This is a genomic window from Corallococcus carmarthensis, assembly GCF_003611695.1.
Lineage (GTDB): Bacteria > Myxococcota > Myxococcia > Myxococcales > Myxococcaceae > Corallococcus > Corallococcus carmarthensis.
In genome coordinates, this window is sequence record NZ_RAWE01000072.1 from 12,884 (window position 1) to 33,919 (window position 21,036).

At 71.5% G+C, this 21,036-nt stretch carries 20 protein-coding genes; 9 read left to right on the forward strand and 11 right to left on the reverse strand.

Features of this window, described 5'->3' with window-relative positions:
* The first annotated feature begins 69 nt into the window (after nt 1-69).
* On the forward strand, nt 70-1,740 hold the full coding sequence (locus D7X32_RS20320; protein WP_120604222.1) for a ligand-binding sensor domain-containing protein: 1,671 nt from the start codon (nt 70-72) through the stop codon (nt 1,738-1,740).
* A 6-nt stretch (nt 1,741-1,746) separates the two neighbouring features.
* On the opposite strand, the gene D7X32_RS20325 is transcribed toward D7X32_RS20320, so the two are convergent.
* Nucleotides 1,747-2,838 (reverse strand): putative NPN-dependent ornithine cyclodeaminase, encoded by a 1,092-nt coding sequence (locus D7X32_RS20325; RefSeq protein WP_120604223.1) that lies wholly within the window; start codon nt 2,836-2,838, stop codon nt 1,747-1,749.
* A gap of 233 nt (nt 2,839-3,071) precedes the next feature.
* Here D7X32_RS20325 and D7X32_RS20330 point away from each other — a divergent pair, with 233 nt between their 5' ends.
* From D7X32_RS20330 to D7X32_RS20340, 3 genes are all read left to right on the forward strand, one after another.
* Complete coding sequence (locus tag D7X32_RS20330; protein WP_120604224.1) at nt 3,072-3,389, forward strand: hypothetical protein; 318 nt, start codon at nt 3,072-3,074, stop codon at nt 3,387-3,389.
* A 238-nt stretch (nt 3,390-3,627) separates the two neighbouring features.
* The gene (locus D7X32_RS20335) at nt 3,628-4,323 is read left to right on the forward strand and encodes a C40 family peptidase (protein ID WP_120604243.1); all 696 of its coding nucleotides are present in this window, start codon (nt 3,628-3,630) and stop codon (nt 4,321-4,323) included.
* A gap of 243 nt (nt 4,324-4,566) precedes the next feature.
* Nucleotides 4,567-4,950 (forward strand): response regulator, encoded by a 384-nt coding sequence (locus D7X32_RS20340; RefSeq protein ID WP_120604225.1) that lies wholly within the window; start codon nt 4,567-4,569, stop codon nt 4,948-4,950.
* Here D7X32_RS20340 and D7X32_RS20345 read toward each other — a convergent pair.
* Nucleotides 4,944-6,857: a sensor histidine kinase gene (locus tag D7X32_RS20345; protein WP_244239098.1), complete on the reverse strand. Its 1,914-nt coding sequence runs from the start codon at nt 6,855-6,857 to the stop codon at nt 4,944-4,946. The genes D7X32_RS20340 and D7X32_RS20345 overlap by 7 nt on opposite strands.
* A 105-nt stretch (nt 6,858-6,962) precedes the next feature.
* The gene (locus D7X32_RS20350) at nt 6,963-7,223 is read right to left on the reverse strand and encodes a hypothetical protein (RefSeq protein ID WP_147450196.1); all 261 of its coding nucleotides are present in this window, start codon (nt 7,221-7,223) and stop codon (nt 6,963-6,965) included.
* Nucleotides 7,224-7,413: 190 nt separating this feature from the next.
* Here D7X32_RS20350 and D7X32_RS20355 point away from each other — a divergent pair, with 190 nt between their 5' ends.
* On the forward strand, nt 7,414-8,100 hold the full coding sequence (locus D7X32_RS20355; RefSeq protein ID WP_120604227.1) for a response regulator: 687 nt from the start codon (nt 7,414-7,416) through the stop codon (nt 8,098-8,100).
* Nucleotides 8,101-8,107: 7 nt separating this feature from the next.
* On the opposite strand, the gene D7X32_RS20360 is transcribed toward D7X32_RS20355, so the two are convergent.
* From D7X32_RS20360 to D7X32_RS20370, 3 genes are read right to left on the reverse strand one after another with little or no spacing between them, the layout of a single operon-like run.
* Nucleotides 8,108-11,014 (reverse strand): bpX6 domain-containing protein, encoded by a 2,907-nt coding sequence (locus D7X32_RS20360; protein ID WP_120604228.1) that lies wholly within the window; start codon nt 11,012-11,014, stop codon nt 8,108-8,110.
* Between the two features lie 17 nt (nt 11,015-11,031).
* Nucleotides 11,032-12,837 carry an LpqB family beta-propeller domain-containing protein gene (locus D7X32_RS20365; protein ID WP_120604229.1) on the reverse strand — a complete coding sequence of 602 codons (1,806 nt, stop codon included), beginning with the start codon at nt 12,835-12,837 and terminating at the stop codon, nt 11,032-11,034.
* Nucleotides 12,834-13,298, reverse strand: coding sequence for a bpX5 domain-containing protein (locus tag D7X32_RS20370; RefSeq protein WP_120604230.1), 465 nt, complete (start codon nt 13,296-13,298; stop codon nt 12,834-12,836). The genes D7X32_RS20365 and D7X32_RS20370 overlap by 4 nt, the downstream gene beginning before the upstream one ends.
* A gap of 107 nt (nt 13,299-13,405) precedes the next feature.
* On the opposite strand from D7X32_RS20370, the gene D7X32_RS20375 reads away from it, so the two are divergent.
* On the forward strand, nt 13,406-13,876 hold the full coding sequence (locus D7X32_RS20375) for an SRPBCC family protein (RefSeq protein WP_120604244.1): 471 nt from the start codon (nt 13,406-13,408) through the stop codon (nt 13,874-13,876).
* On the opposite strand, the gene D7X32_RS20380 is transcribed toward D7X32_RS20375, so the two are convergent.
* The 3 genes from D7X32_RS20380 to D7X32_RS20390 all read right to left on the reverse strand — a co-directional run bounded on the left by D7X32_RS20380 (nt 13,868) and on the right by D7X32_RS20390 (nt 16,522).
* Nucleotides 13,868-14,623 (reverse strand): hypothetical protein, encoded by a 756-nt coding sequence (locus tag D7X32_RS20380; protein ID WP_120604231.1) that lies wholly within the window; start codon nt 14,621-14,623, stop codon nt 13,868-13,870. The two genes, D7X32_RS20375 and D7X32_RS20380, sit on opposite strands and share 9 nt — an antisense overlap.
* Before the next feature lie 19 nt (nt 14,624-14,642).
* Complete coding sequence (locus tag D7X32_RS20385; protein WP_120604232.1) at nt 14,643-15,239, reverse strand: globin family protein; 597 nt, start codon at nt 15,237-15,239, stop codon at nt 14,643-14,645.
* Nucleotides 15,240-15,370: 131 nt separating this feature from the next.
* A complete protein-coding gene (locus D7X32_RS20390; protein WP_120604233.1) occupies nt 15,371-16,522 on the reverse strand; it encodes an AAA family ATPase in 1,152 nt (383 codons plus the stop codon).
* Nucleotides 16,523-16,567: 45 nt separating this feature from the next.
* Here D7X32_RS20390 and D7X32_RS20395 point away from each other — a divergent pair, with 45 nt between their 5' ends.
* The 3 genes from D7X32_RS20395 to D7X32_RS20405 all read left to right on the forward strand — a co-directional run bounded on the left by D7X32_RS20395 (nt 16,568) and on the right by D7X32_RS20405 (nt 18,699).
* Nucleotides 16,568-17,188, forward strand: a complete 621-nt coding sequence (locus D7X32_RS20395) for a hypothetical protein (RefSeq protein ID WP_120604234.1) — start codon at nt 16,568-16,570, stop codon at nt 17,186-17,188.
* 24 nt (nt 17,189-17,212) lie between these two features.
* Entirely contained in the window at nt 17,213-17,923 is a 711-nt protein-coding gene (locus tag D7X32_RS20400) for a YqiA/YcfP family alpha/beta fold hydrolase (protein ID WP_120604235.1), read from the forward strand.
* 62 nt (nt 17,924-17,985) lie between these two features.
* On the forward strand, nt 17,986-18,699 hold the full coding sequence (locus D7X32_RS20405; RefSeq protein WP_120604236.1) for an esterase family protein: 714 nt from the start codon (nt 17,986-17,988) through the stop codon (nt 18,697-18,699).
* 136 nt (nt 18,700-18,835) lie between these two features.
* Here D7X32_RS20405 and D7X32_RS20410 read toward each other — a convergent pair whose 3' ends face one another.
* Both D7X32_RS20410 and D7X32_RS20415 read right to left on the reverse strand, forming a co-directional pair.
* Entirely contained in the window at nt 18,836-19,474 is a 639-nt protein-coding gene (locus D7X32_RS20410) for a LysM peptidoglycan-binding domain-containing protein (RefSeq protein ID WP_244239099.1), read from the reverse strand.
* Between the two features lie 108 nt (nt 19,475-19,582).
* Entirely contained in the window at nt 19,583-20,986 is a 1,404-nt protein-coding gene (locus D7X32_RS20415; RefSeq protein ID WP_120604238.1) for an MATE family efflux transporter, read from the reverse strand.
* Between the last annotated feature and the right edge of the window lie 50 nt (nt 20,987-21,036).

Consider the following 21,036-nt stretch of genomic DNA (forward strand, 5'->3'; position numbering starts at 1 on the left):
CCCCGGGCCACGGGTGTGGCTCCGGGGAGACACACCGCGCTGGCCCGGAGTTCGCAGTGGGGGTGGAGCATGATGCTCTCCACCCTCACCGCGCTGGCCCTGGCCGCCACCGTCACCAACACCGAGACCGTGCACGACCTGGAGCCGTTCGGCGGCCATGTCGTCGCGTGCACCGAAGGCGGCCTGGAGCTGTTCACGTCCTCGGGCCGTCCGGTGCGCGTGCTCACGGTGGAGGACGGGCTTCCGAGTCACTACTGCCGCGCGCTGGAATCCACGGGCGACCGGCTCTTCGTCGCGACGGATGAAGGGCTGGTGTCACTGGACACGGGCTTTCATGTGACGCCCGTGCTGGACGTGCGCTGGCAGGCGCTGCCTCCCGCCGAGGACGCGAGCACCCCGGACTACGTGAGCCGGCTGGAGTCGCTGGCCACGGTGCTGCCTCCGGGCGCCACGTACACGGCGTTCTCGCCCCGCTTCGCGGGCACGGCGGAGGGGCGCCTGTTCGAGCTGGGCACCGAGCGCGCGTGGTCACTGCCCGGACCGGTGCGCTTCATCTCCGACACGCTCGACGGCGTGGACGTGGGTACCACCGAGGGCGCGTTCTCCATCAATTCACACGGCCGGCTCTCCGCGCTGCGCGACGTGCCCACCGGACCGCTGTCGTTCGCCGTCACGGAGCAGGGCGTGCGCATCGTGGGGAGTCACGGTGAGGTTCACGCGTGGGAGACGGAGTCCGTGCCACTCCAGGCCGTGAGCGTTCCCAAGGACGCCACCGTCTTGCGCGATGGCTGGGCGGGCACGCGGACCTCCGGCGTGTTCCTCCAGGACAAGAAAGGCTGGCGCCGTGTCACCGCCACCGGGCAGATCTGCGGCAATCACATCACCGCGCTGGCCCGGCATCAGGGACGGCTCGTCGTGGGCACGTTCGACCGGGGCGTCTGCATCCAGCGCGAGGACGGCCGGTGGCAGACGGTCCGCGCGCCTTCGCTCCCCAGCGACCAGGTGCTGGGCATCACCAGCGACGGACCGAACCTCTACGTCGCGACCACGTATGGCCTGGGATTCCATGACGGGAAGACGTGGACGCCCATCGCATACGGGTCTCGCAACCCCGTGGCCCTGGGGAAGCTGTCCGTGCTCAACGTGTCGCGGATGGATGACGGCATCGCGCTGGTGGATGGCCGGGGCATGTCCCTGGTCACTCCCGGGACGTCTCCCCTGTCCCTCGTGAAGCGATTGCCGCTGCCGAAGGAGTGGAGCAAGCACCCTTCCGTCGGTGAAGCCTCGGGCCGCTTCCTGTGGATGGGCAGTGAGGACCGGGGTCTGCTGCGCTGGGATGGCGCGAAGTGGCAGCGCTTCCACGACGGCCGCGACCTCACCGACAACTGGATCACCGCGCTGTCCACCGACGCGCAGGGACGCGCCGTCGCGGGCACCTGCCAGGACGGCTTCAGCTACTTCGACGGCGCGAAGTGGACCCGCGTGCGCGCCGCGTCCGGCCTGCCCTCCTCCGCCATCGTCTCCACCGCGCTCGTGCCCGGCGGGGCGCTGGTGGGCACGCTGCTCGGCGCGTCGTACTTCGACGCGGGCACCGGGCAGGTGCATGCGCTGCCGAAGCTCGCGGATCCGCGCGTCTACGCCGTGCTCCCGGAGGGCGACTCCGCCCTCTTCGGCACCGAGGGCGGCTTGTCGAGCGCGGCCTGGAAGCCCCTGACCGCTCCCGCGCTCAGCCGGCGCTGAGGTGTCTCAGGCCGGCTTCGGCGCCGCCAGCTCGCGCTCCACGTACAGCCGCAGGATGTGCATGAAGTCCTGCGCGTTGGTCACCACGCCGAACGCCTGGTGCGTGCCCCGGTCCTTCAGCTTGCTCACCACGAACTCGGACGAATCCACGCAGATGGTGGGCAGCTCCCGCAGGCTGCCGTCCTTCTCCGTCACGAACGCCGGCAGCATGTTCCCCGTCGCGATGGCGTGCAGCGCCGTGGCGACGAGCACCGCCATCGTCGCCTTCACCGAGTGCCGGCGCATCGCGTCCTGCGCCGCCAGGTTGTCCGTCACCACGTCCGGCAACGGCCCGTCATCCCGGATGGATCCCGTCAGCACGAACGGCACCCCGTGCTTCACGCACGCGTGCATGATGCCGTTGGTGATGATGCCCGCCTCCACCGCCTTCGCGATGGAGCCCGCCTGCCGCACCTTGTTGATGGCGCGCATGTGCAGCCCGTGCCCGCCCGACGTCGCCTCGCCCGCGCCGCTCATCCCCAGCGTCGTGCCGTAGATGGACGCCTCGATGTCGTGCACCGCCACCGCGTTGCCCGCGAGCAGCGCCCCCACGAAGCCGTTCTCCACGAACCACGTCATGTCCGCCCGCGCCCGCGAGTGCACCAGCGCCGGCCCCGTCACCCAGATGGGATAGCCGCCCCGCTCGCGCTCCTCCACCAAGAGCCGCGCCATGTGCCCGTAGTCGATGGGCTTCTCGCGCGAGACCTCGCTCGTCATGAACTTGAACTCGCCATCCCCGCCCTCCGCCAGGTAGGCCATGTTCACGTAGACGCCTTCACTGCCGTCCTCCGCCTTGCCCACCACCACGCGCTCGCCCGCGCGCACCCGGCGGCCCTCGCGCACCCAGAGCTCGCCCTGCGCGTCCAGCACCAGCGCGCCGTCCATGCGCGGCTCGCGCGGCATCCGCCACCGCCCGTCCACCCGCACGTACGTGGGCAGGTTCGTCGTCGTGAAGAAGCCCTCCGGCAGCACGCCGTCCGCCGGCGCCGGAGTGAAGCGCGCGTCCGGGTAGGGGGTGAACCGCGCCGCCGTGAAGTCGGGATGAGCAATGGTCGTCACCCCGCCACCATGCGCGGGCCTTCCCACCCGTTCAAGCGTGCCGCACGCCTCCATCCCCTCGGAATGTTTCCCCTTTCATAAGGGCCACCCACCTGGACGCACCCCGTCAAGACATGGCCCCGCAACCGCCGCGCGAAACCCGGGTTCAACCCTTCATGGAAGACGCGGGGGCCAACCCCCGCGCGCAAACGACGCGCTGGCACCAACGCCCGCGCACATCAGGAGGACTCACCATGGTGAAGCGCAACGGACTGGGAATGCTCGCGGCGGTGCTGGGCCTGACGGTGGCGCTGCCGGCCGTGGCCGCGGAGGCCGACAAGCGACAGGTGAACCAGCAGCAGCGCATCAACCAGGGCGTGAAGAGCGGCGAGCTCACGGGCCGCGAGGCCGTGCGCCTGGAGCGCCAGCACCGCGCGGTCCAGCGTGAAATCCGCCAGGACCGCCGGGACGACGGCCACCTGGACGCCGCCGAGCGCGCCCGCATCGACGCGAAGCAGGACGCCCTCAGCCGCCGCATCGCCCGCCAGAAGCACGACGGCCAGAGCCGCTAAATCCCCGTAAATTGCGCACCGCGACAGGACCTCCCCGGGCGGCCCACCGGGTGTCCTGTCGCCGGTGCGCGACCTTTTCAGGTCCAGATTCCGCTCCGGGTGCGCGACTTCGCCCACATGTGCGCGCCTGGAGTGAAAAGTAGATGGGGACGCAACCCCGGTTCTTGAATGCCGAGAATGGAAACAATCGCAGCCGGTGACCGAGGTCGGGTCACTGCTCCCACTCTCGGAGCCCCCCATGAGCTACCGCATCCAATCTGGCGACACCCTCTCTGGTCTGGCCAAGCGCTACGGCACCTCCGTGGACGCGCTGATGAAGGCCAACCCGGAGATCCAGAACAAGGACCTCATCTACGCCGGCCGCAGCCTGAACATCCCCGGCTCGCGTGACAGCTTCGAGCCCGGCACCCAGGGCGTGCGCGGCGGCGGTTCCAGCGGCTCCAGCAGCGGCAACGTGACGGCGCCTCCGGGCGGCGCGGGCCCGGGCACGCGGGGCCCCGGTGGCAGCCCGTTCGACATCGCGGTGTCGCACCTGGGCAAGAACGCCGGCTCGCTGAAGCTCGAGGGCAGCGGCGTGGGCGCGGACATGGAGGACTGGGTCCCCAACAACGTCAACTGCGCCAACTTCGTCTCCGCGTGCCTGGAGCAGGCCGGGCAGATCAAGGACAGCCAGCACAGCGCGTCCGTGATGACGCTCCAGGCGAACCTGGACCGCGACCCGAACTTCAAGCGCGTGGACCTGAAGGACGCCAAGCCCGGCGACGTCGTCTCCATGAAGGTGGGCAGCGGCCAGCACGTGGTGATGTTCGCGGGCTGGAAGGACGGCAAGGCCCAGTTCATCGGCTCCAACAACGTGAACTCGGACGGCTCGCAGCGCATCAGCTACTCGTCGATGAACTACCCCATCATGTCCGTGCACCAGTACCGGGGCTGAACAGACCTGTAGCCGCGGGTCTCCTGATGGGGCTTTCGCCTTCCGCGCTCCGGCGCCTGGAAGGGGGAGGCCCCATCCGCTTTTCGCGGGGTTGGCTCCGGGGTCCGCCTGGACGCCTGCCCTCCAAGGCACCCGGACTGGCGCCGGCCGCACATTGCACGTGGCCTACCGTCCAGGGTTGGACGTTCCCTGGACACGGGGTCTTTGCGGCCGGGGCCAGACGGGAGGAGGCTCCCCGGAGCCATGCGAAGCCTCATCCTCCTCGTGGAAGACCATGTCGACAGCCGTGAGATGCTGGAGGAGTTCCTCACGCTGGAAGGGTTCGCCGTGGAGGTCGCCGGCAACGGGCTGCACGCCTGGGAACGCCTCAGGCGCGGCCCCACACCGGACGTGATGCTGCTGGACCTGATGATGCCGGTGATGAGCGGCTGGGAGCTCATGGAGCGCGTGCAGAAGGAGCCGCGCCTCAAGAACCTGCCCGTCATCGTCGTGTCGGGCGCGGGCGCCACCCGCCCCGTGCCCCAGGGCATCCGGGCGTCCATCCCCAAGCCGCTGGATTTGGACGACCTGATGCGCGCGCTGGAGCCGTTCCGCTCCGCGCAGTCGCAATTAGCCGCCGCCTACTGAGCCTGCGCCGCGGGCTGCGCCGGTTCGCGCGGCAGGAGCACGCGGAAGACGGTGCCTTCGGACGCGCGCGAGCGCACCTCGATGCGGCCCCCGTGGCCCTTCACCACCTGTTCGACGATGTAGAGCCCCAGCCCCAGGCCGCCGTGCGTGTTGCTGCCCGCGCCGCGCCGGAAGGGGTCGAACAGGCGCGGCAGCATGTCCGGCGGGATGGGGTCTCCGCCGTTCTGCACCTCCAGCACCACGTGCGCGTCCGCGTCCGTCAGCGAGAAGCGCACGGTGGAGTCCGGCGGGCTGTACTGGAGCGCGTTGCCGCCCAGGTTGCTCACCACCTGCAGCAGCCGGTCCGCGTCCCAGGAGCCGTCGTAGCGGCCCGGGCCCACGTTCAGCGTGAGCGAGCGCTCCGGCCACGCCGCCTCCAGCTCCTCCACCGCCTGGCGCACCACCATGCGCACGTCGCCGGGCACCCGTTCGATGGGGATGCCGCCGCCCAGCCGGCTGCGGGTGAAGTCGAGCAGCTCTGAAATCATCCGCGCCATGCGCTCGCCAGAGCGCGCGATGCGGGACACCGCCTTGCGGTCGCGCTCCTGGAGCGCGTCGCCGTGCAGCAGCCTGGTGACGGACAGCTGGATGGCGTTGAGGGGGTTGCGCAGGTCGTGGCTGACGATGGCGATGAGCCGCTCGCCGAACTGGGCCGCTTCGCGCGCCGCCTCTTCCGCGCGACGGCGCTCGGTGACGTCCACCAGCGTGACGACGCCCGCGACGATGTGGTCATCCCGGTCGCGCACGGGCGCGCTGGAGCCCAGGAGGTGCGCGGTGGTGCCGTCCGGCCGGCGCACCTGGAGCGGCTCCGCCTGACGCGTCTCCCCGGTGCGCAGCGCGCGGGCCATGGGCCACGCGTCGTCCGCCAGCGGCTCGTTGTCCGCGTTGAACATCTGATGCGACGACTCGTAGTCCGCCAGGCTGGACGAGGGCCGGAAGGGATGGCCCAACAGCGACTCCAGCGCGCGGTTGCCCAAGAGCAGCCTGCCGCTGGGCGCCTCCGCGATGAGCACGCCCGCGGGGAGCTGGTCCAACACCGCCGCAAGCCGCGCGCGCTCCGCCTCGATGGTGGCCAGCAGGCGCTGCCGCTCCGCTTCCGCCTGACGGCGCTGCGTGATGTCCAGCACCGTGGCGGCGCGGCCCACGCGGCGGCCCGTCGCGTCCCTCAAGGAAGTCACGTGCACGAACGCGGGGAAGCGGCTGCCGTCGCGGCGCAGGTGCAGCGCTTCGTATTCGTGGAACGGCTTGGAGCTGGCCGCGGCCATGTGCCGGGGCAGCGCGCCGCGCGACTCGGGCGCCACCAGGTCCTCCAGCTTCAAGCCCTTCAGCGTTTCAGTGGGCTGCCCGTGCATGCGCGCGAGCGCGGGGTTCGCCGCCACGAACGAGCTGTCGTCCGCGCCCATCACCGCCACGCCCACGCCCAGGTGCGTGAAGATGTCCTCCCAGCGCTGGGGCCCTGGTACGTCCGAGGTGCCCTGTTCGCGCGCCGCTTCCGCCGCCTCGCGCGACGCGAGCAGCCGGGCCTGGACATGGGCCTCCAGCGCCGCGGCCTCCACCGCGTCCACCGCGTCGTGGAAGCGCTCCACCTGCTCAGCGTCCTGACCGCCCTGCTCGCGCCACAGCCGCAGCACCATGTCGCGCAGGCGCCGGAAGTTCGTCGTCGTGGGGTGCCCGTCGGAGCCCTGCACCAGCAGCGACAGCTCGCGCGCCAGGGCGTCGGAGACGCGCGCGTCCGGGTTCGCCATCCGGGCCGCCACCGCGGACAGCCCGTGGGCGAAGGTGTCACCGGAGCCTGGGGCTTCGTGGAGCCATGCGTCCTGGAGGACGTCGCGGGACTGGAAGAGGAAGTCGGCGAGGGGCAGGGACACGGTGCGCGGACTCGGGGGCGAAGGGCCTTGGGGGCAGCCGGGAAGAGGAGGTCCCTCCGACTTAGGCGCCCGCTTCGGATGCGACAAGGACCGTCTGGCGACGTGTCAGGAGGAAGGCGAACGGACCAGACCCAGCGGCCGCAGGGCGGTCAACCGCAGCAGCCCCGCGCCCGGCTCCACCCGGTAGCGGACCTGGAAGCCGCAGGCGAGCACCGCCGCCCCCTCCCGCCCCGACGGCATCACCGGCAGCGACGGCATCCGGCTGGCGAGCGCCCCCAGCTCCTCCTGGAGCCGCTCGCGCACCGCGGGCGTACACGCCGTGAGCGTGCGCACCACCGGAGGTTCCAGCTGGCAGCGGTAGGCCATGAACGCCGCCAAAGGTGCGCATCTACAGCGTACCTGCAAGATGACAGTGCAGCGGTGAGGCTGGCTGTCGGGTGCTGGGCGTCTGGGGGGAACAGTCCCCGGGGTGCACTGTCGGACGCGCGACTCTGGGACTCCCACTAGACCCGGGGTCCACTTCAAGAAACCAAGGAAAAGAGAGTCAAATGGAGGGATGGCCCTCGGCGTCCATCACCTGATGCTCGTCGAGGACGATCGGACGTGGCGGGAAGGCGTGGGCCGGGCCGCGAGCGAAGCGGGCTTCCTGGTGTCGTCCGTGTCGGACGGCGCGGAGGCGCTGCACTGGCTGCGTCATCATCCGCGCGCGCAGCATCCGGACCTCATCCTGCTGGACGTGGTGTTGCCGCGGTTGGATGGATGGGAGGTGTACGGCCAGTTGCGCACGGACGCGCGGCTGCGGCACCTGGTGGTGATGATGATGTCCTCCGGGAGCGGCACGCCGGACGTGCCGCTGCACGGCGTGGTGGGCTTCCTGCACAAGCCGCCCCAGCCGGAGGCGCTGGTTCGGGAGCTGGCCGCGCGGCTGCGCGAACTGCCCGGGCGTCCGCCCGAACCGCCGCGCATGCCGTACGCGCTGCGGCTGACGGACGAATCGCTCTATGCATTGCATGCCCTGCCCGCCCCGGTCCGTCACGCGGTGCGCGTGCACCTGCTCCGCGCCGCGGAGCTGTCCGCCACGGAGCTGCCGTTGGCGTCGTCGTGGCTGATGGCGCTGCACAGCGAGCAGCCCTCGCTGCTGGTGACGGTGGAGGGCGTGCGCGTGGTGCTGGTGGTGGACGACGCCGCCTGCGCGCTGACGGCGACCATCGTCATCGTGCCCAGCCACCTGCGCCGCGCCTGACGAAGGCTCACACCACCGGCACGCGGTGGACTTCACCCGAGTGCAGGTCCAGCCACACCACGCGGCCGAACAGGTCGTGGACGACGCACCAGTCCTCCGTGAGGCGCACGACCTGGGGCGGGGTGCCGGAGAACTCCACCGTGGCGCGCGCGTGGCCGGCGAGGCCGCGCAGGACGGACGTGTGCAGCTCGCGCTTCTGGAAGCGCGCCACGCTCCAGGCCTGCGCGAGCACCACGCCCGCGCGCTCCTCGTCCTGCCGGGACGGGAGGTGGAAGCGCCGCGCGGCGATGGGGGCCAGATAGGGCCAGGGTCCGGACTCCATGTCCTTGGGGAGCACGATGCGCTCGGCCATCGCCTCGCCGTCGGGCGTGAGCGCGAGGGCTCCCGGCGCCCCCCGCAGGTCCGGCATGTTCGCGCGCCCGCGCAGGGTGGGGCCGCCCGCCAGGCTGTAGATCCAGCGCTCCAGGTGTTCGAAGTCCTGGCCCGGGGTGAGGTGCATGACGAGGAAGGACAGGTGTTGCGCGTCCGCGGCCAGCTTCAGCACGGTGCCGCCCACCTGGGTCACGCGCCACAAGGAGCGCGGCTCGGCGGCGAGCGTGTCCACCATGCTCACGGTGTCGCGCGCGGCGATGAACCACCGTTCCCCGTCGTAGGTGGGAGCCCACGCGTCCAGCTCCGTGTCGCACCAGCGCGTGGCGCGCCGCTCCACCAGGTCCAACCGCGACAGGCGCCACAGGTCGCCCCGGCGCGCCAGCGCGAGCGCGCGGTTCCCCTGCTCGGACACGACGAGTGAGTACGACGGCACGTCGAAGTTCGCGAGCGTGCGGCCGTCCGGGCCCACCAGCCGCGCGCCCGCTTCCCCCAGCGCGAGCAGCACGCGCTGTCCCGGCAGCACCACGGCGTCATGCACGGCGTGGGCGCCCGCGTCGTTCCGGTCCATCCACACGCGCACCGGCGGCAGGTCGTTCGCTTCGGCCCAGGGGCGCCGTTGGGAGGCCTGCGGCGTCGGAAGGTCCGTGCGCAGCGCGGCCATCGCAGGGTCCTTCAGGGCGCGCAGCTGCTGGAGGAGCTTGGAATGGGGAGGGAAGATGTCCGCCGCTTCGTCGCGCATCAGCGCGCGCGTCACCGGGACGAGGAGCGCGCTCCGGGCATCGGAAGCGTCCTCGCGCAGCAGCTCCATGGCGAAGGCCAGGCGTTCCGGGGCGCGTGCGGGGGCGTCGTCCGACAGCAGGGTCTGGACGTCCTCGCGCGCGGCGCCAAAGCCGTCCGGGAACCCGAGCGCCAGACGTGCCAGGAGCTTCGCGCCGCTCGCGCCGCCGGCCTGGATGCCCCGGTCCACCCAGGCCCGTGCGATGTGGCGCGCGGAGCTGACGGGCCACACGGCGTCCACCGCGCGCGACCAGTCTCCGGCCTCCGCGAGCGACTCCGCCCACAGCAGGCGCAGGGCCTGGGCTTCAGCGGGATGGGTCTTCTCCAGGCGCAGCACCGCGTCCGCGAACACGCCCGAGCGCCGTGCGATGGACACCGCGCGCTCCACGTCCTTCGCGAGGAACCACTGGCGCACCACGAGGCTCGCGGGGAGGCCGCGGCCCTCGGCGAGCTCCGCCGCGAGCTGGAAGCGGCCGTGGCGTTCCAGGAAGGACACGGCCTCTTCGATGGCGCCCAGCAGCTCCGCGAGGACGAAGGCGGCCTCGTCGATGCGGCCTTCGCGCTCCAGGCGGCGGAAGGTCTCGCGGTAGCGCTCGCGCAAGGCCTCGAACACGGCGGGGCCACCGCCGAACGATTGCGCGGCACCGCTCCGGCCCTGCGGCTGGATGCGCAGCTCCTCGCGCGGTCCGGGGACTCCCAGCGCGAGCCGTGCGCGTTCGTCCAGGTCCTTGGTCAGGGGGATGGCGTGGCGCAGGGCTTCGTCGAGCTTGCCCTCATCGAAGAGTTCGAAGAGGCGGCGGAGGTAGTCGCCCTTGCGCTGCCCGACGAGCCGGCCCAGGAGCGTGTTCTGGAGCATCCACGCCTTCAGCTGCTCGAGCGCACCGGGGCCTTCCGGTTCGGCGGGACGTGTGCCAGCACCGGGTTCGGGCAGTGAGGCCTGTCGTGAAGCCGTGGCGCTGTCGCGTCCGCGCATCCCGGCGAGCAGCCGCGCGAACCAGCCAGGCCGCCCCCCGGTGCCCGGCGTGGTCACGGAGCTCGAACCGAAGAGGCGCTGCCACAAGCTGGGGCTCGATGCGTGCGAATCCGATGCGCCTCCCGTCTCCGCGCGGAAGGCCTTGCGCAGGCGTGAGAACAATCCCTCACGGCGCACGGTCAGCGTTGCTTCACCGGGCTTCTGGGAGAAGGCCCGTCGCAGCCTCGCGAAGAAACCCTCGCGCACCACCGGGACCTCCCGCCCCTCCATGCGCGCCAGCATGCGCTCCGCTTCGGGTGCGAGCGTGGGCACCTTCGGTCCGAACGACTCCCGCGTGGGCGGAGGCAGGGGCTCCAGTGCAACCTTGATGGGTGGAGGTGGCGCGCCCAATCCCTTCACTCGCACGCGCCGCCACTCCGACACGTCCAGCCACGCTCCCGGATCCACCTGGCGCAGCTCTCCGGGCACGTACATCCGCGCGACGCCCGCGTGCACCAGCACGATGGCTCCATCTGGCGGCGCCAATCGCTCGCGTTCTTTCGCGCTCAGCGGTGCGCTGGTGAGCACGCCGGCCTCCAGCACCAGGGGCAACCCGGGCGCGGCATCCACCGCGCTCTTGCGAGGCGCCGCCAGTTTCAGCAGATGGCCTCCCGCCAGCGCCCAGACCGTGGCGCCGGGGCACCATGCCGCCAACACGCGGCGGCGCGCTTCAGCCTCTCCCAGCGTTTCAGGATGGAACCAGTACGCCGCAGCCACCACGGTGCCCCGGTGCACGTGGGCACGGGGACGCATGACTCCAGACGCGCGGCTCACGGCGTGGCCTCCGGGACGGAGCGGTACAGCACCGCCTGCTCCATCAGGTCCCACAGCACGAACTCTCCCGCCTGCGTCAGCCATCCGAACACCGGCTGCCCGTGGCTCGCCGCGGCCTGCACCACGGGGCCGCTGGCCGTCACCAGCACCCGTGGCGACTGGTTCGAGAAGAAGTGGAAGGTGCGTTGATCCGGGCCCAGCGCGACCAGTCCCGGCGGCGAAGGAGCGGGAGGCTTCACCACGCCCACCACGCGGTAGCCCTCGGGCACGGGGAGTACCGACACGCCCGTGTCCAGGAACAGCCTCCAATCCAACTCCCTGTCACGCACCGCGAGCAGCCCCGCGTCAGGATGCGCTCCCGACGGCGAGTAACCGAAATACGCGTCACCGTGACGCGCGTTGAGCGGGACGGCATGGGCCGGCCCTTCGCTCAGCACCCGCAGCCGCGAGATGACCGCCCCTCCGCTCTGGGGCCGCAGCACGCAGACCGGGCGCGACTTCACCTCGGCTATCGCGGAGACCTGTTCGTTCTCCAGGACCAGTGCCGACGTCCCCTCCGAGGACGGAGGCGCCAGCAAGAAGAGCCGGTCCTTTCCGTCCTTCATCCACAGGTATTCCTGCCCACGCGGATCCACCCAGCTCACGACGCTCAGCGGGAGCGCGCCGGGCGCGGGATCCGGCCGCACGGAGTCATCCGTCACGTGGTAGCGCGCCTTCCGGAAGCCCTCCGGGGTACGCACCTGCCCGTGCATCACGTAGGTGTCCCCGTGGCGCGCAAGAACCAGCAGGCCACCCGAGTAGCGCCATCCCGCCGCGACCACGCGGTGCCCGGGATGCACCTGGACGCGCCGGGGCTTGGGCACGGTCGCGCGCGGTGAATGCGGCACCGCCATGGCCTCGACGGCGCCATCCGCGGAGAACAGCAGCACGCGCCGGCCATCCCCGGAGAAGGAGAACTTCACGATGCGCCGGTCCGCCTTGCGCGGCATCCATCCGGAAGACCCCTGATGCGAGCTGAACGGATTGCGCAGCAGCCGCAGGCAGTCCTCCGGCGGAGGAAGCTCCAGCACCACCGAGCGCGGAACACGGGCCGCGGGCCGCACGTCCACGGTGAGCCGGTGCGCGCCGGGCTCCATCGGTTCGGAGACCTCCACGCGGGACATCCCCTCCGAGCCCTCCAGACGGCCCAGGCGCGAGGAGCCCACGAGCCACACGTCCTCGGGCGCTCTTGAAAGCTCCAGGGCCTCGCGCCACGCGGACAGGTGCCGCGACGACGCGGGGGTGGTGGACCGGGCTTCCAGCCACGCGAGGAGCGACGTGCCGCCCAGCCCCGTATGGGTGGCGCGAGCGGGTTCGGTCTGGAGCGCGCCCCAGGTGAACGCCGCGCCCACGGCCTCTGCACGGCGCGCGAGCACGACCAGCAGCGCGAGGTGCGCGATGCGCGGCAGGCCCAGTTGATCCGGTCCCACGTCCAGCAGCACCACGGTGCGCCGGGCCCCCTGCGGTTGCCGGAACGCGGGCTTGAGGAACGACAGCTCACCGAAGGCCGCGCGGCGCACCAGTTCGTCCGGTGCCTCCAGGGCCCAGAGCCATTCACTCACGAGCAGCCGGTCGAACGTCCCCCGGCGCGACAGTCCGTCATAGCCCTGCGGTTCACCCCCCTCGGCCTCACCGCGAGGCCGCAGCGTCCCGAGCGCCGCCGACAACCGCGCCACGTGCGGCCCCAGCTGCCGCGCCAGGTCCTCCGGAAAGAGGGACAGTTGCGTCGCCCAGGGCCGCAGCGCGGGAGGCAGCGCGGTCACGAAGCGGCCTCGGCGCCATTCGCCGCGGGCAACCACGCCACCAACGAAGACCGGTCGACAGGCTGCGCCCCGCCCACGGACACGAGCACGCCCGACGCAGGCAGCACCGCGAGCGGCGCATCCCCCTCCCCCGCGAGCAGCGCGCGCTCCAGCAGCGAAGGCGCCACGTCCGGCTCCAGGGCACAGGGCAAGAGCAACGCGGGAGCCAGCGGGTCACGCCCCAGGTACACCGCGCCATCCACCCACGGCAGCGAAGTGGAAGCCCCCAGCAGCACGAGCACGTCCGGCCCCGCGACACCGGTCCACGATGCCAGCGTCGCGTCCTCTGTTCGGAGAGCGCGGTGTCCCAGCGCGAGCGCCACGGGACCCACGCCCGCCACGGCCACGGGCTCCAGGGGCAGGACCCGGGGACGCCAGCGCACGGGAAGCCCCGCGACAACAGGTTCCGGTGGCGGCCTCATGACATCCCACGCCCATTGCTCACCCCGCCACTCTAGAACGCCTCCCCTGGAGGACGTGAGCAACTCCCGCTGTACAGCGCACGGAGCCATTGCCCATGCTTCCACGCATGAGCACGACCCGGATCCGCTCCCACGTGAAGGCCCCCCGCTCGCGCGTCTACCAGGCCCTGATTGACGCCCGAGCGGTCGCGGCGTGGATGGTGCCCGACGGCATGACCAGCCACGTGCACGCGTTCGAGCCCCGCGAGGGCGGCGCGTTCCGCATCTCGCTCACCTACGACGCGCCCACGGAAGCCGGCAAGACGACCGCGCATACCGACACGCATCACGGCCGCTTCGTGAAGCTCGTGCCGGACGAACAGGTCGTCGAAACCACCGAGTTCGAGACTCCCGACCCCGCGCTGCGCGGAGAGATGATCATCACCTTCACGCTCACGGACGCGGAGGACGGCGGCACCGACCTCCTCGCCGTGCACGAGGGGCTCCCGCCCGGCGTGCCGCCCTACGACAATGAACTCGGCTGGCGGATGTCCCTGGCGAAGCTCGCGAAGTACGTCGAGCACTCCGGCTCAGCGTGACGGAAGCTCCCGCGCCGCGACCTTCGGCAGGGCGCGGTACTCCTCCGTCAGCACGAACCCGTCCCCCATGTTGGTGACGCGGGTGAGCGCGTAGAAGTCCTGGAAGCGGTACTCCGCGCTCGCCTGCCGCAACAGTCCCTGTCGCAGCTCCTCCACGCTGCCGTCCCCGGCCTGCATCATGGGCGGGCCCGCCAGCGTCGCGAGCGTCACGTTCGCCGCGCGGAACGTCGCGCTGACGGGGGCGGGGTCCACCGCACGGCTCACGGCAATCAAAGACACCAGCCGGCCATCCGCGCCGAACGTCACCCACATGTTCCGGATGGAGGCCTCGCGCTTCAAGCCCGGGAACAGCGCCGCCGGCACCTCTTCACAATCCAGGTCCCCCTGGCTGCGCGGCACCGAGCACTTCACGCCATGCGCCTCCGCCCACGCGAGCAGCGAGTCGCGCGTGGTCTGCTCCAAATCAAACCCCAGCGCGGGCCGGGCCAGCGCTGGGCTCTCTCCCCGGTAGGTGGCCGCGAAACGCTCTCTCGCGGCCTCCTTCTGCTCGGGGCTCTGCTTCACGTCGTACCCCAGCGGGCACCCCGCCGCGGACGCGGCCTGCGGCATGGACATTCCCATCCACTTCAGGAGCGGGCGGCCAGACGGCGTATGGGCGAAGCCCATCACCGCCGTGAACAGCCCGGCCACTCCCACGGTGGAAACCAGCACGCGGCGCACGCCACGCGGCAGAACGATGCGAGTCATGGTGCCCTCGAGGGAGTGACTACTTGCCGACGATGGACGCCTTGAACGCGGCGTCCGTCACGATGGGAGCGAAGCAGGAGGACACGTCCGCGGACGTCACGCCGTTGTCCGTGAGCGCCGGCACCACCATGTTCGCGATGAAGTAGTCGTACTGGGAATTCGTGATGGCCATGCCCACGTGCGCCGCCACCATGTTCTGCGGGCCCGTGTACGTCTTGCCATCCGTGTACGTGATGGATTCCGGACCGCCATAGGCATACACGAGGAACGCCGCCAGCTTGCCCTCGAAGGTGGCCGCGTCGTCCGCGTACGCCGGGCCCTTGCTCGCGTCACCGATATGGGTGAAGGACTCGCCCAGGTTCGTCGTGCCCTTGGGGCCATTCAGCTCCGCCAGCGTCTTCGCGACGATGGCCTTGTTCACCGCGACGAACGCGTTCGCGCCGAACGTGTCCCACGCGTTCTTGTTGCTGCTCGTGCAGCGCAGCGACGTGCCCGGGCCCGTGCCCGTGGGCATGTAGCCCGTGCCCGCGTCCGGCATGTTGTTGTCATCATCGTCTCCGCAGCCCGCCAGCAGGGCCGCCGAGGCAATCGCCAACGCGGCGAAGGTGTTTCGCATGAGGTGTCCTCCCGAGGATGGAATGCCCACGGCACGCCGCACCGAGGGCGGCCGTCCCGCTGGCAACCACCCATACGGACTCCCGCATGCGTTGGATTCCGCCGGAATTCAGGAAGGACTTCCGGACCGCGTCACGCCGCGCGAGTGCTCACGTCCTCCAGCACCGCCGCCACCGCGCCGCGCAACGCACGCAGCGTCTCCGGCAACGCTTCCGGCGCGAAGCCCGCGTCCATCTCGCGCGCCACGCCCTCCAGCTTGAGCCGCCACGCGGCCAGCGCGGCCGCATCCGCGGGCCGCGACTCCAGCAGCGCATGTCCCGCCTGCGCGATGCGCTGCGCCCGAGCCAGCGGCCCCGCGCTCGCCTCCAGCGCCGCGGCCGGCAGCGCCGTGTTCTCCGACGCGGACAGCACGTCGCGCAGGACGTCGCGCGCCAGCGCCTGCGCCTCCTTCGTGGGCACCGCGTAGACGAGCGGCCACAGGTCCGCCACGCCCGGCGTCGTGCGCCCCGCCAGCGCCGCCGCGGACGCGACCAGCCGCTGCACCTTCACCGCCCGCCGGTCCGACAGGGCGATGCCCGCGGCCCGCAGCGTCCGCAGTGCCTGCGCCAGGTGCGGCCGCACCGGCCCCAGGTCCGCGCGCCGCGCCGCCTGGGAAACCACGTCCAGGGACTGGAGCGACGCCACGCGCGGCGCCGCATCCGCCCACAGCGACGCGCCCCCTTCCAGCAGCTCCTCCAGCCGGGGGTCCGGCACCGGCTCCACGAAGATGCGCGCGAGGAAGCGGTCCGCGAACGCGGCCAGCGCGTCGTCCTCCGGCAGCGCGTTGGACGCGCCCACGCATACCCGCAGCGGACACTGCATGCGCGTGTGGCCGCGCCGGAAGGTGCGCTCGTTGAGCAGGCCCAGCAGCGTGTTGAGGATGGCGGTGGAGCCCAGGAACACCTCGTCCAGGAAGGCCACCTCCGCCTCCGGCAACATGCCCGCCGTCTCCGTCTCCACCAGCCCCTCGCGCAGCTTGCGCAGGTCCACCGGCCCGAAGATTTCGGACGGCTCCGTGAAGCGACCCAGCAGGTATTCGAAGTAGGAACCGCCCAGGCCGCGTGACGTCCTGCGCACCGCCTCGCTCTTCGCCGTGCCCGGCGGGCCCACGACAAGCAGGTGCTCGCCCGCCACCGCCGACAACGCCACCAGCTCCACCATCGCCTCGCGCTCGACCAGCCCCCGGCTTGCGTCGGTGAGCGCGTCGCGGACCTCGGCCGCCGCGACCTCGAAAGATACGGACATGCCCCGGAGCCTAGCCTCGCCCCCGGTCCGGCATACAGTGCGGCCATGGATACGAAGTGGAAGTGGCTGGCGCTGGCGGGCGTGCTGGGCGCGGGGCCAGCGGTCGCGGACGGCTGGCACGGCTATGCCTCCGTGGGCGCGGGCATCACCCTGGATCATTTCAGCGAATGGCGCGCCAAGGGCCCCGCCCTCCAGGCGTGGCTCGCCGTGGAGACGCCCCCCGGCCTGTCCCTGGGCGCCGTCTTCGAGACGACCCAGACCTGGGGCCAGCAGTTCGCGGAGGCCCAGAACCCCTCCGAGATGAGCCGCGTGCAGCTGGACTACACGGCCGTGGGGTTGGAGGCCCGCCTGCGCTTCCTGGGCGACAAGCCGGTGACGCCGTGGGTGGGCGCGCGGCTGGCGAAGAGCTGGTCGCAGCCCTTCACCCCCAACAGCCTGGGCCAGCTGCGCCGCGAGGACTTCGACGTCACCAGCATGGCGTTCCGCGTGGGCCTGGACGGATGGATTTCCGACCGGTGGGGCATCTCCATCGCCACCGCGCTCCAGTTCTGCGACGTGAAGTTCACGAAGGACACGGACGACACCAGCGCCAGCGCGGGAGTCAGCGTGAACATGTGCGCCAAGCCGCTCCAGAGCATCGTCGCCGGGCCCGTGCTGCGCTTCTGACGGGCGCGGGTACAGTGCGCGCCCATGAACGCGCCGCCCCCCACCTCCGGTCCCCGCTGGCTCTACCTGCACGGCTTCGCCTCCGGCCCCGCCTCCGCCAAGGGCGTCTGGCTGGACGCGCACTGGGCGAAGCAGGGCATCCCGCTGGAGCGCCTCAACCTGCGCGTGCCGTCGCTGGAACACCTGGGCCTGCACGCCATGCTGGACACCGTGCGGGACGCGCTGGGCGCTCCCAATGACCGCGCCGTCGTCATCGGCTCCAGCCTGGGCGGGCTCGTCGCCGCGCGCACCGCGGAGCAGGACTCGCGTGTGAGCGCGCTGGTGCTGCTGGCCCCCGCCTTCCACTTCGTGGAGCAGCTCCAGCGCCGCATGGGCCCCCACGCATGGGCGGAGTGGAAGCGCACGGGCTTCCTGGAGACGGACGACCACGCGGAGAAGCGCCGCGCGCGCGTGCACCACGGCATCGTGGAGGAGGCCCAGGCCATGGACGCGAAGCGGGGCTTCTGGCCCGACGTGCGCGTGCCCACCCTCGTCATCCACGGCCGCAAGGACGACACCTGCGACGTGCGCTATTCGCGCGAGTGGGCCCAGGGCAAGCGCCACGTCCGGCTGGTGGAGGTGGACGACGGCCACGAGCTGACCGCCTCGCTGGAGCTCATCGCCAGGGAGGCGGATGCCTTCCTGACCCCGTGGCGGGGTGTGGAGCAACCCCGGCAGGTGTTCACTGGCGGCTGACCGGAGGGGGCCCGTACGGCGGTCGTATTCGCGTCCTGAACGCGCCGGTTAAGGTGGCGGCCATGAACCGCGAATACCACCGCTGGCACAGCCCGCGGCTGAACCGGGACATGGAAGTGCTGCTGTACGGGCACTCGGGCGAGCCCGTCATCCTGGTGCCCACGAGCAAGGGCCGCTTCTACCAGCCCGAGGACTTCGGCCTCATCGGCGCCATCGCGGACGGCATCGCCGCGGGCCGCTACGTCGTGGTGTGCGTGGACTCGGTGGATGAAGAGTCCTGGTACAACAAGGACGTCGCCCCCGCCGTGCGCGTGGCCCGCCATGCCCAGTGGGAGGACTACCTGGTGCACGAGGTGGTTCCGCTCGTCCGGGGCCGCGCCGCCGGAGGCCGCCTCACGCTCGCCGGGTGCAGCCTGGGCGGCTTCCACACGTACAACGTGGGCCTGCGCCACCCGGACGTCTTCCAGCGCCTCATCTCCATGGGCGGCAAGTTCGAGACGGAGGACTTCCTCGACGGCCACCACGACGAACAGGTGTACTTCCACACCGCGCCGCAGTGGCTGCCCAACCTGCACGACCCGGGACGCCTGTCCTCCCTGCGCCGCGTGGAGATGACCCTGGCCGTGGGAGAGCATGACTTCTGCCGCCCCTCCAACGAGAACCTCTCCAAGGTCCTCTGGCAGAAGGACATCCGCAACGACCTGTCCATCTGGAACGGCGGCACCCACGACTGGCCCGTGTGGCGGCAGATGATCCGCCAGTACCTGCCGGCCTGAAGCCGCTCCAAGGACGCCGCTTCCCACAAGGGGGCGGCGTCTTCGCTTCGAGGGAGCGCCAGACTCCGGACACGACAAAGCCCCCGGTCGGAAGGACCCGGAGGCTCGTGCGAGGCTCCACCGTCGTGGCGGAGGCTCAGTCGATGGGCATGAAGATCTTGAGGCCCGTGCGGCCGTTGTTCGTCGTGTTGCGCTCGATGAAGTCGCTGGCGGACGAGTGGCCGTCACCGCTGGTGATGGCCGTGTGGCCGTAGATGCTGCCCGCGGCCGACGAGGTCTTCTCCCACGTGAGGATGAGGCCCGGAATCTTCAGCGCCTCCTCCAGGGACATGTCCACCTGCTTGAACTTGTCGCGCGGCAGGTTGTTGTCGATCTGGTTGCCGTTGCCCGACACGCCGATGCCCATGGCGTTGCGGATGGCCCGGCTCACGCCCGTGGCGCACAGGCCCTGGCTGTTGTAGCCGCCCATGCCCATCGCCGCCGCGCGGCCCGCGTCCGCCAGCCGGCGCATCGTGGCGCTCGCGTTGCTGGGACCCGCGCCCGTCGGACCGCCCACGTCCACGCCACCCGTGTTGCCACCCCCGCGCACACCCTGACGGCCACCACCCGCGTCGAAGCTGTCACGCCCCGAGTGGCCGATGCGCAGCGTCCGGCCGGAGTAGATGAGGTTGGGGTTCGCGATGTTGTTGTCGCGCGCCAGCTTCGCAACGGAGGTGCCGAAACGAGCGGCCAGGCCAGAGAGGGTGTCGCCAGGGCGGATGCGGTAGTTGGACATGTAAGCTCCTGCCCCCATTGTCGGGGCTTCCCGATCCAGGTTGCGCCCGTTTCCTAGATTCTTGGACTTTCTGCCCGGGCTGGAAATCTACACCCAATCCGCTCCAACTCAGCCTTCCAGGGGCCGGAGGGTGCCGGCGCTGACGCGCCAGAAGCGCCACAGCACGGCGGCGGCCACGGTGATGAGGCCCGCGCACAGGCCCCACCAGATGCCCAGCACGCCCATGCCCAGGTGGAAGCCCAGGAGCAGGGTCAGGGGCAGGCCCACGGCGTAGTGGCCCACGATGTTGGCCACGAAGGTGAAGCGCGTCTGGCCGGCGCCGCGCAGCACGCCCGCGCCCACGCCCTGCACGCCGTCGAAGACCTGGAAGATGGCGCCCACCATCAGGAGGGGCAGCAGCAGCGGCAGCACCTCCGGAGGCGCCCCGGCCAGCTTCGCCAGGCCCAGGGGGAAGAGCGCGAACACGAGCCCGCTCAGGGACATGGCCACCGCGCCGGTGGCGAAGGCCATCAGCCCGCTCCTGCGGGCCTGAGGCGTGTCGTGCGCGCCCACGGCCCAGCCCACCCGCACGCTGCCCGCGTTGCCGATGCCCAGCGCCATGGTGAAGGTGAGGCTGGCGTAGGAGAGGGCAATCTGGTGCGCGCCCACGCTCACCGGCCCCAGCTTCGCGGCCAGCACGCCCGCCAGCGCGAAGACGCCCACCTCCGCCGCGATGTGCAGGCCAATGGGCAGCCCCACCCGGAAGGCCCGCAGCTGGTCCGCCTTCACCGGCTTGCGCGACGGCGTGCCCGGCACGGGGATGAGCTGCACCGCCCGAGCGACGATGAGCACCTCCATCGCCGTGCACAGGAGCGTGGACAGCGCCGCGCCCGCCGCGCCCATGGCCGGCACGTGGGTGAGCGGCCCCGCCCACGCGGGCAGCGACTGGCCGCCGAAGACGAACAGCGGCACCAGCGCCAGGTTGACCACGTTGGCCAGCACGGCGGACACCACCAGCGGCCGGGGCATCCCGATGGCCTGCAGGTACGCGCGCACCGTGAGGAAGATGAGCATCAGGGGCAGGCTGGGCGCGCGGAAGTGCAGGAAGGCGCGCACCTGGACGATCTGCTCCTCCGCCACGCCCACCCACGGCAGGCCCGACGGCACGGTGATGAGCACCGCCCACAGCACCACGCCCACGAACGCGGACAGCCAGATGCCCTGCCAGAGCACGTCCCGGGCGCGGCGCGGGTGGCCGGCGCCAATCGCCTGGGACACCAGGGGGTCCACGCCCATCATCAGCCCCATCCCGAAGCTGCTGACGGCGAAGAAGAGGGCGTGGCTCAACCCCACCGCGGCCAGGGCCGACGTGCCGGCCCGGCCAACGATGAAGGTGTCCGTCACGCCCATCAGGGACTGCCCCGCCTGCGCGATGCACAGGGGGACCGCCAGCGCCAGCAGGGCGCGCAGCTCCCCCCGGATGCCGCGGGCCGGGGGGGACGATACGGAAGGTTCGACGGCTTCGGGCGGCATGGCGGGGCCTATAGGGAAGGGATCGCGCTGGCGCAAGCGACGCAATCCCT

Bases quoted from the DNA above. Each gene is read 5' to 3' on its own strand.
- D7X32_RS20375 (WP_120604244.1), top strand. From the start codon at position 13,406: ATGAGCACGACCCGGATCCGCTCCCACGTGAAGGCCCCCCGCTCGCGC.
- D7X32_RS20360 (WP_120604228.1), bottom strand. From the start codon at position 11,014: ATGCGTCCCCGTGCCCACGTGCACCGGGGCACCGTGGTGGCTGCGGCG.
- D7X32_RS20320 (WP_120604222.1), top strand. From the start codon at position 70: ATGATGCTCTCCACCCTCACCGCGCTGGCCCTGGCCGCCACCGTCACC.
- D7X32_RS20340 (WP_120604225.1), top strand. From the start codon at position 4,567: ATGCGAAGCCTCATCCTCCTCGTGGAAGACCATGTCGACAGCCGTGAG.
- D7X32_RS20370 (WP_120604230.1), bottom strand. From the start codon at position 13,298: ATGAGGCCGCCACCGGAACCTGTTGTCGCGGGGCTTCCCGTGCGCTGG.
- D7X32_RS20405 (WP_120604236.1), top strand. From the start codon at position 17,986: ATGAACCGCGAATACCACCGCTGGCACAGCCCGCGGCTGAACCGGGAC.
- D7X32_RS20385 (WP_120604232.1), bottom strand. From the start codon at position 15,239: ATGCGAAACACCTTCGCCGCGTTGGCGATTGCCTCGGCGGCCCTGCTG.
- D7X32_RS20350 (WP_147450196.1), bottom strand. From the start codon at position 7,223: ATGGCCTACCGCTGCCAGCTGGAACCTCCGGTGGTGCGCACGCTCACG.
- D7X32_RS20335 (WP_120604243.1), top strand. From the start codon at position 3,628: ATGAGCTACCGCATCCAATCTGGCGACACCCTCTCTGGTCTGGCCAAG.
- D7X32_RS20410 (WP_244239099.1), bottom strand. From the start codon at position 19,474: ATGTCCAACTACCGCATCCGCCCTGGCGACACCCTCTCTGGCCTGGCC.
- D7X32_RS20415 (WP_120604238.1), bottom strand. From the start codon at position 20,986: ATGCCGCCCGAAGCCGTCGAACCTTCCGTATCGTCCCCCCCGGCCCGC.
- D7X32_RS20400 (WP_120604235.1), top strand. From the start codon at position 17,213: ATGAACGCGCCGCCCCCCACCTCCGGTCCCCGCTGGCTCTACCTGCAC.
- D7X32_RS20390 (WP_120604233.1), bottom strand. From the start codon at position 16,522: ATGTCCGTATCTTTCGAGGTCGCGGCGGCCGAGGTCCGCGACGCGCTC.
- D7X32_RS20330 (WP_120604224.1), top strand. From the start codon at position 3,072: ATGGTGAAGCGCAACGGACTGGGAATGCTCGCGGCGGTGCTGGGCCTG.
- D7X32_RS20380 (WP_120604231.1), bottom strand. From the start codon at position 14,623: ATGACTCGCATCGTTCTGCCGCGTGGCGTGCGCCGCGTGCTGGTTTCC.
- D7X32_RS20395 (WP_120604234.1), top strand. From the start codon at position 16,568: ATGGATACGAAGTGGAAGTGGCTGGCGCTGGCGGGCGTGCTGGGCGCG.
- D7X32_RS20355 (WP_120604227.1), top strand. From the start codon at position 7,414: ATGGCCCTCGGCGTCCATCACCTGATGCTCGTCGAGGACGATCGGACG.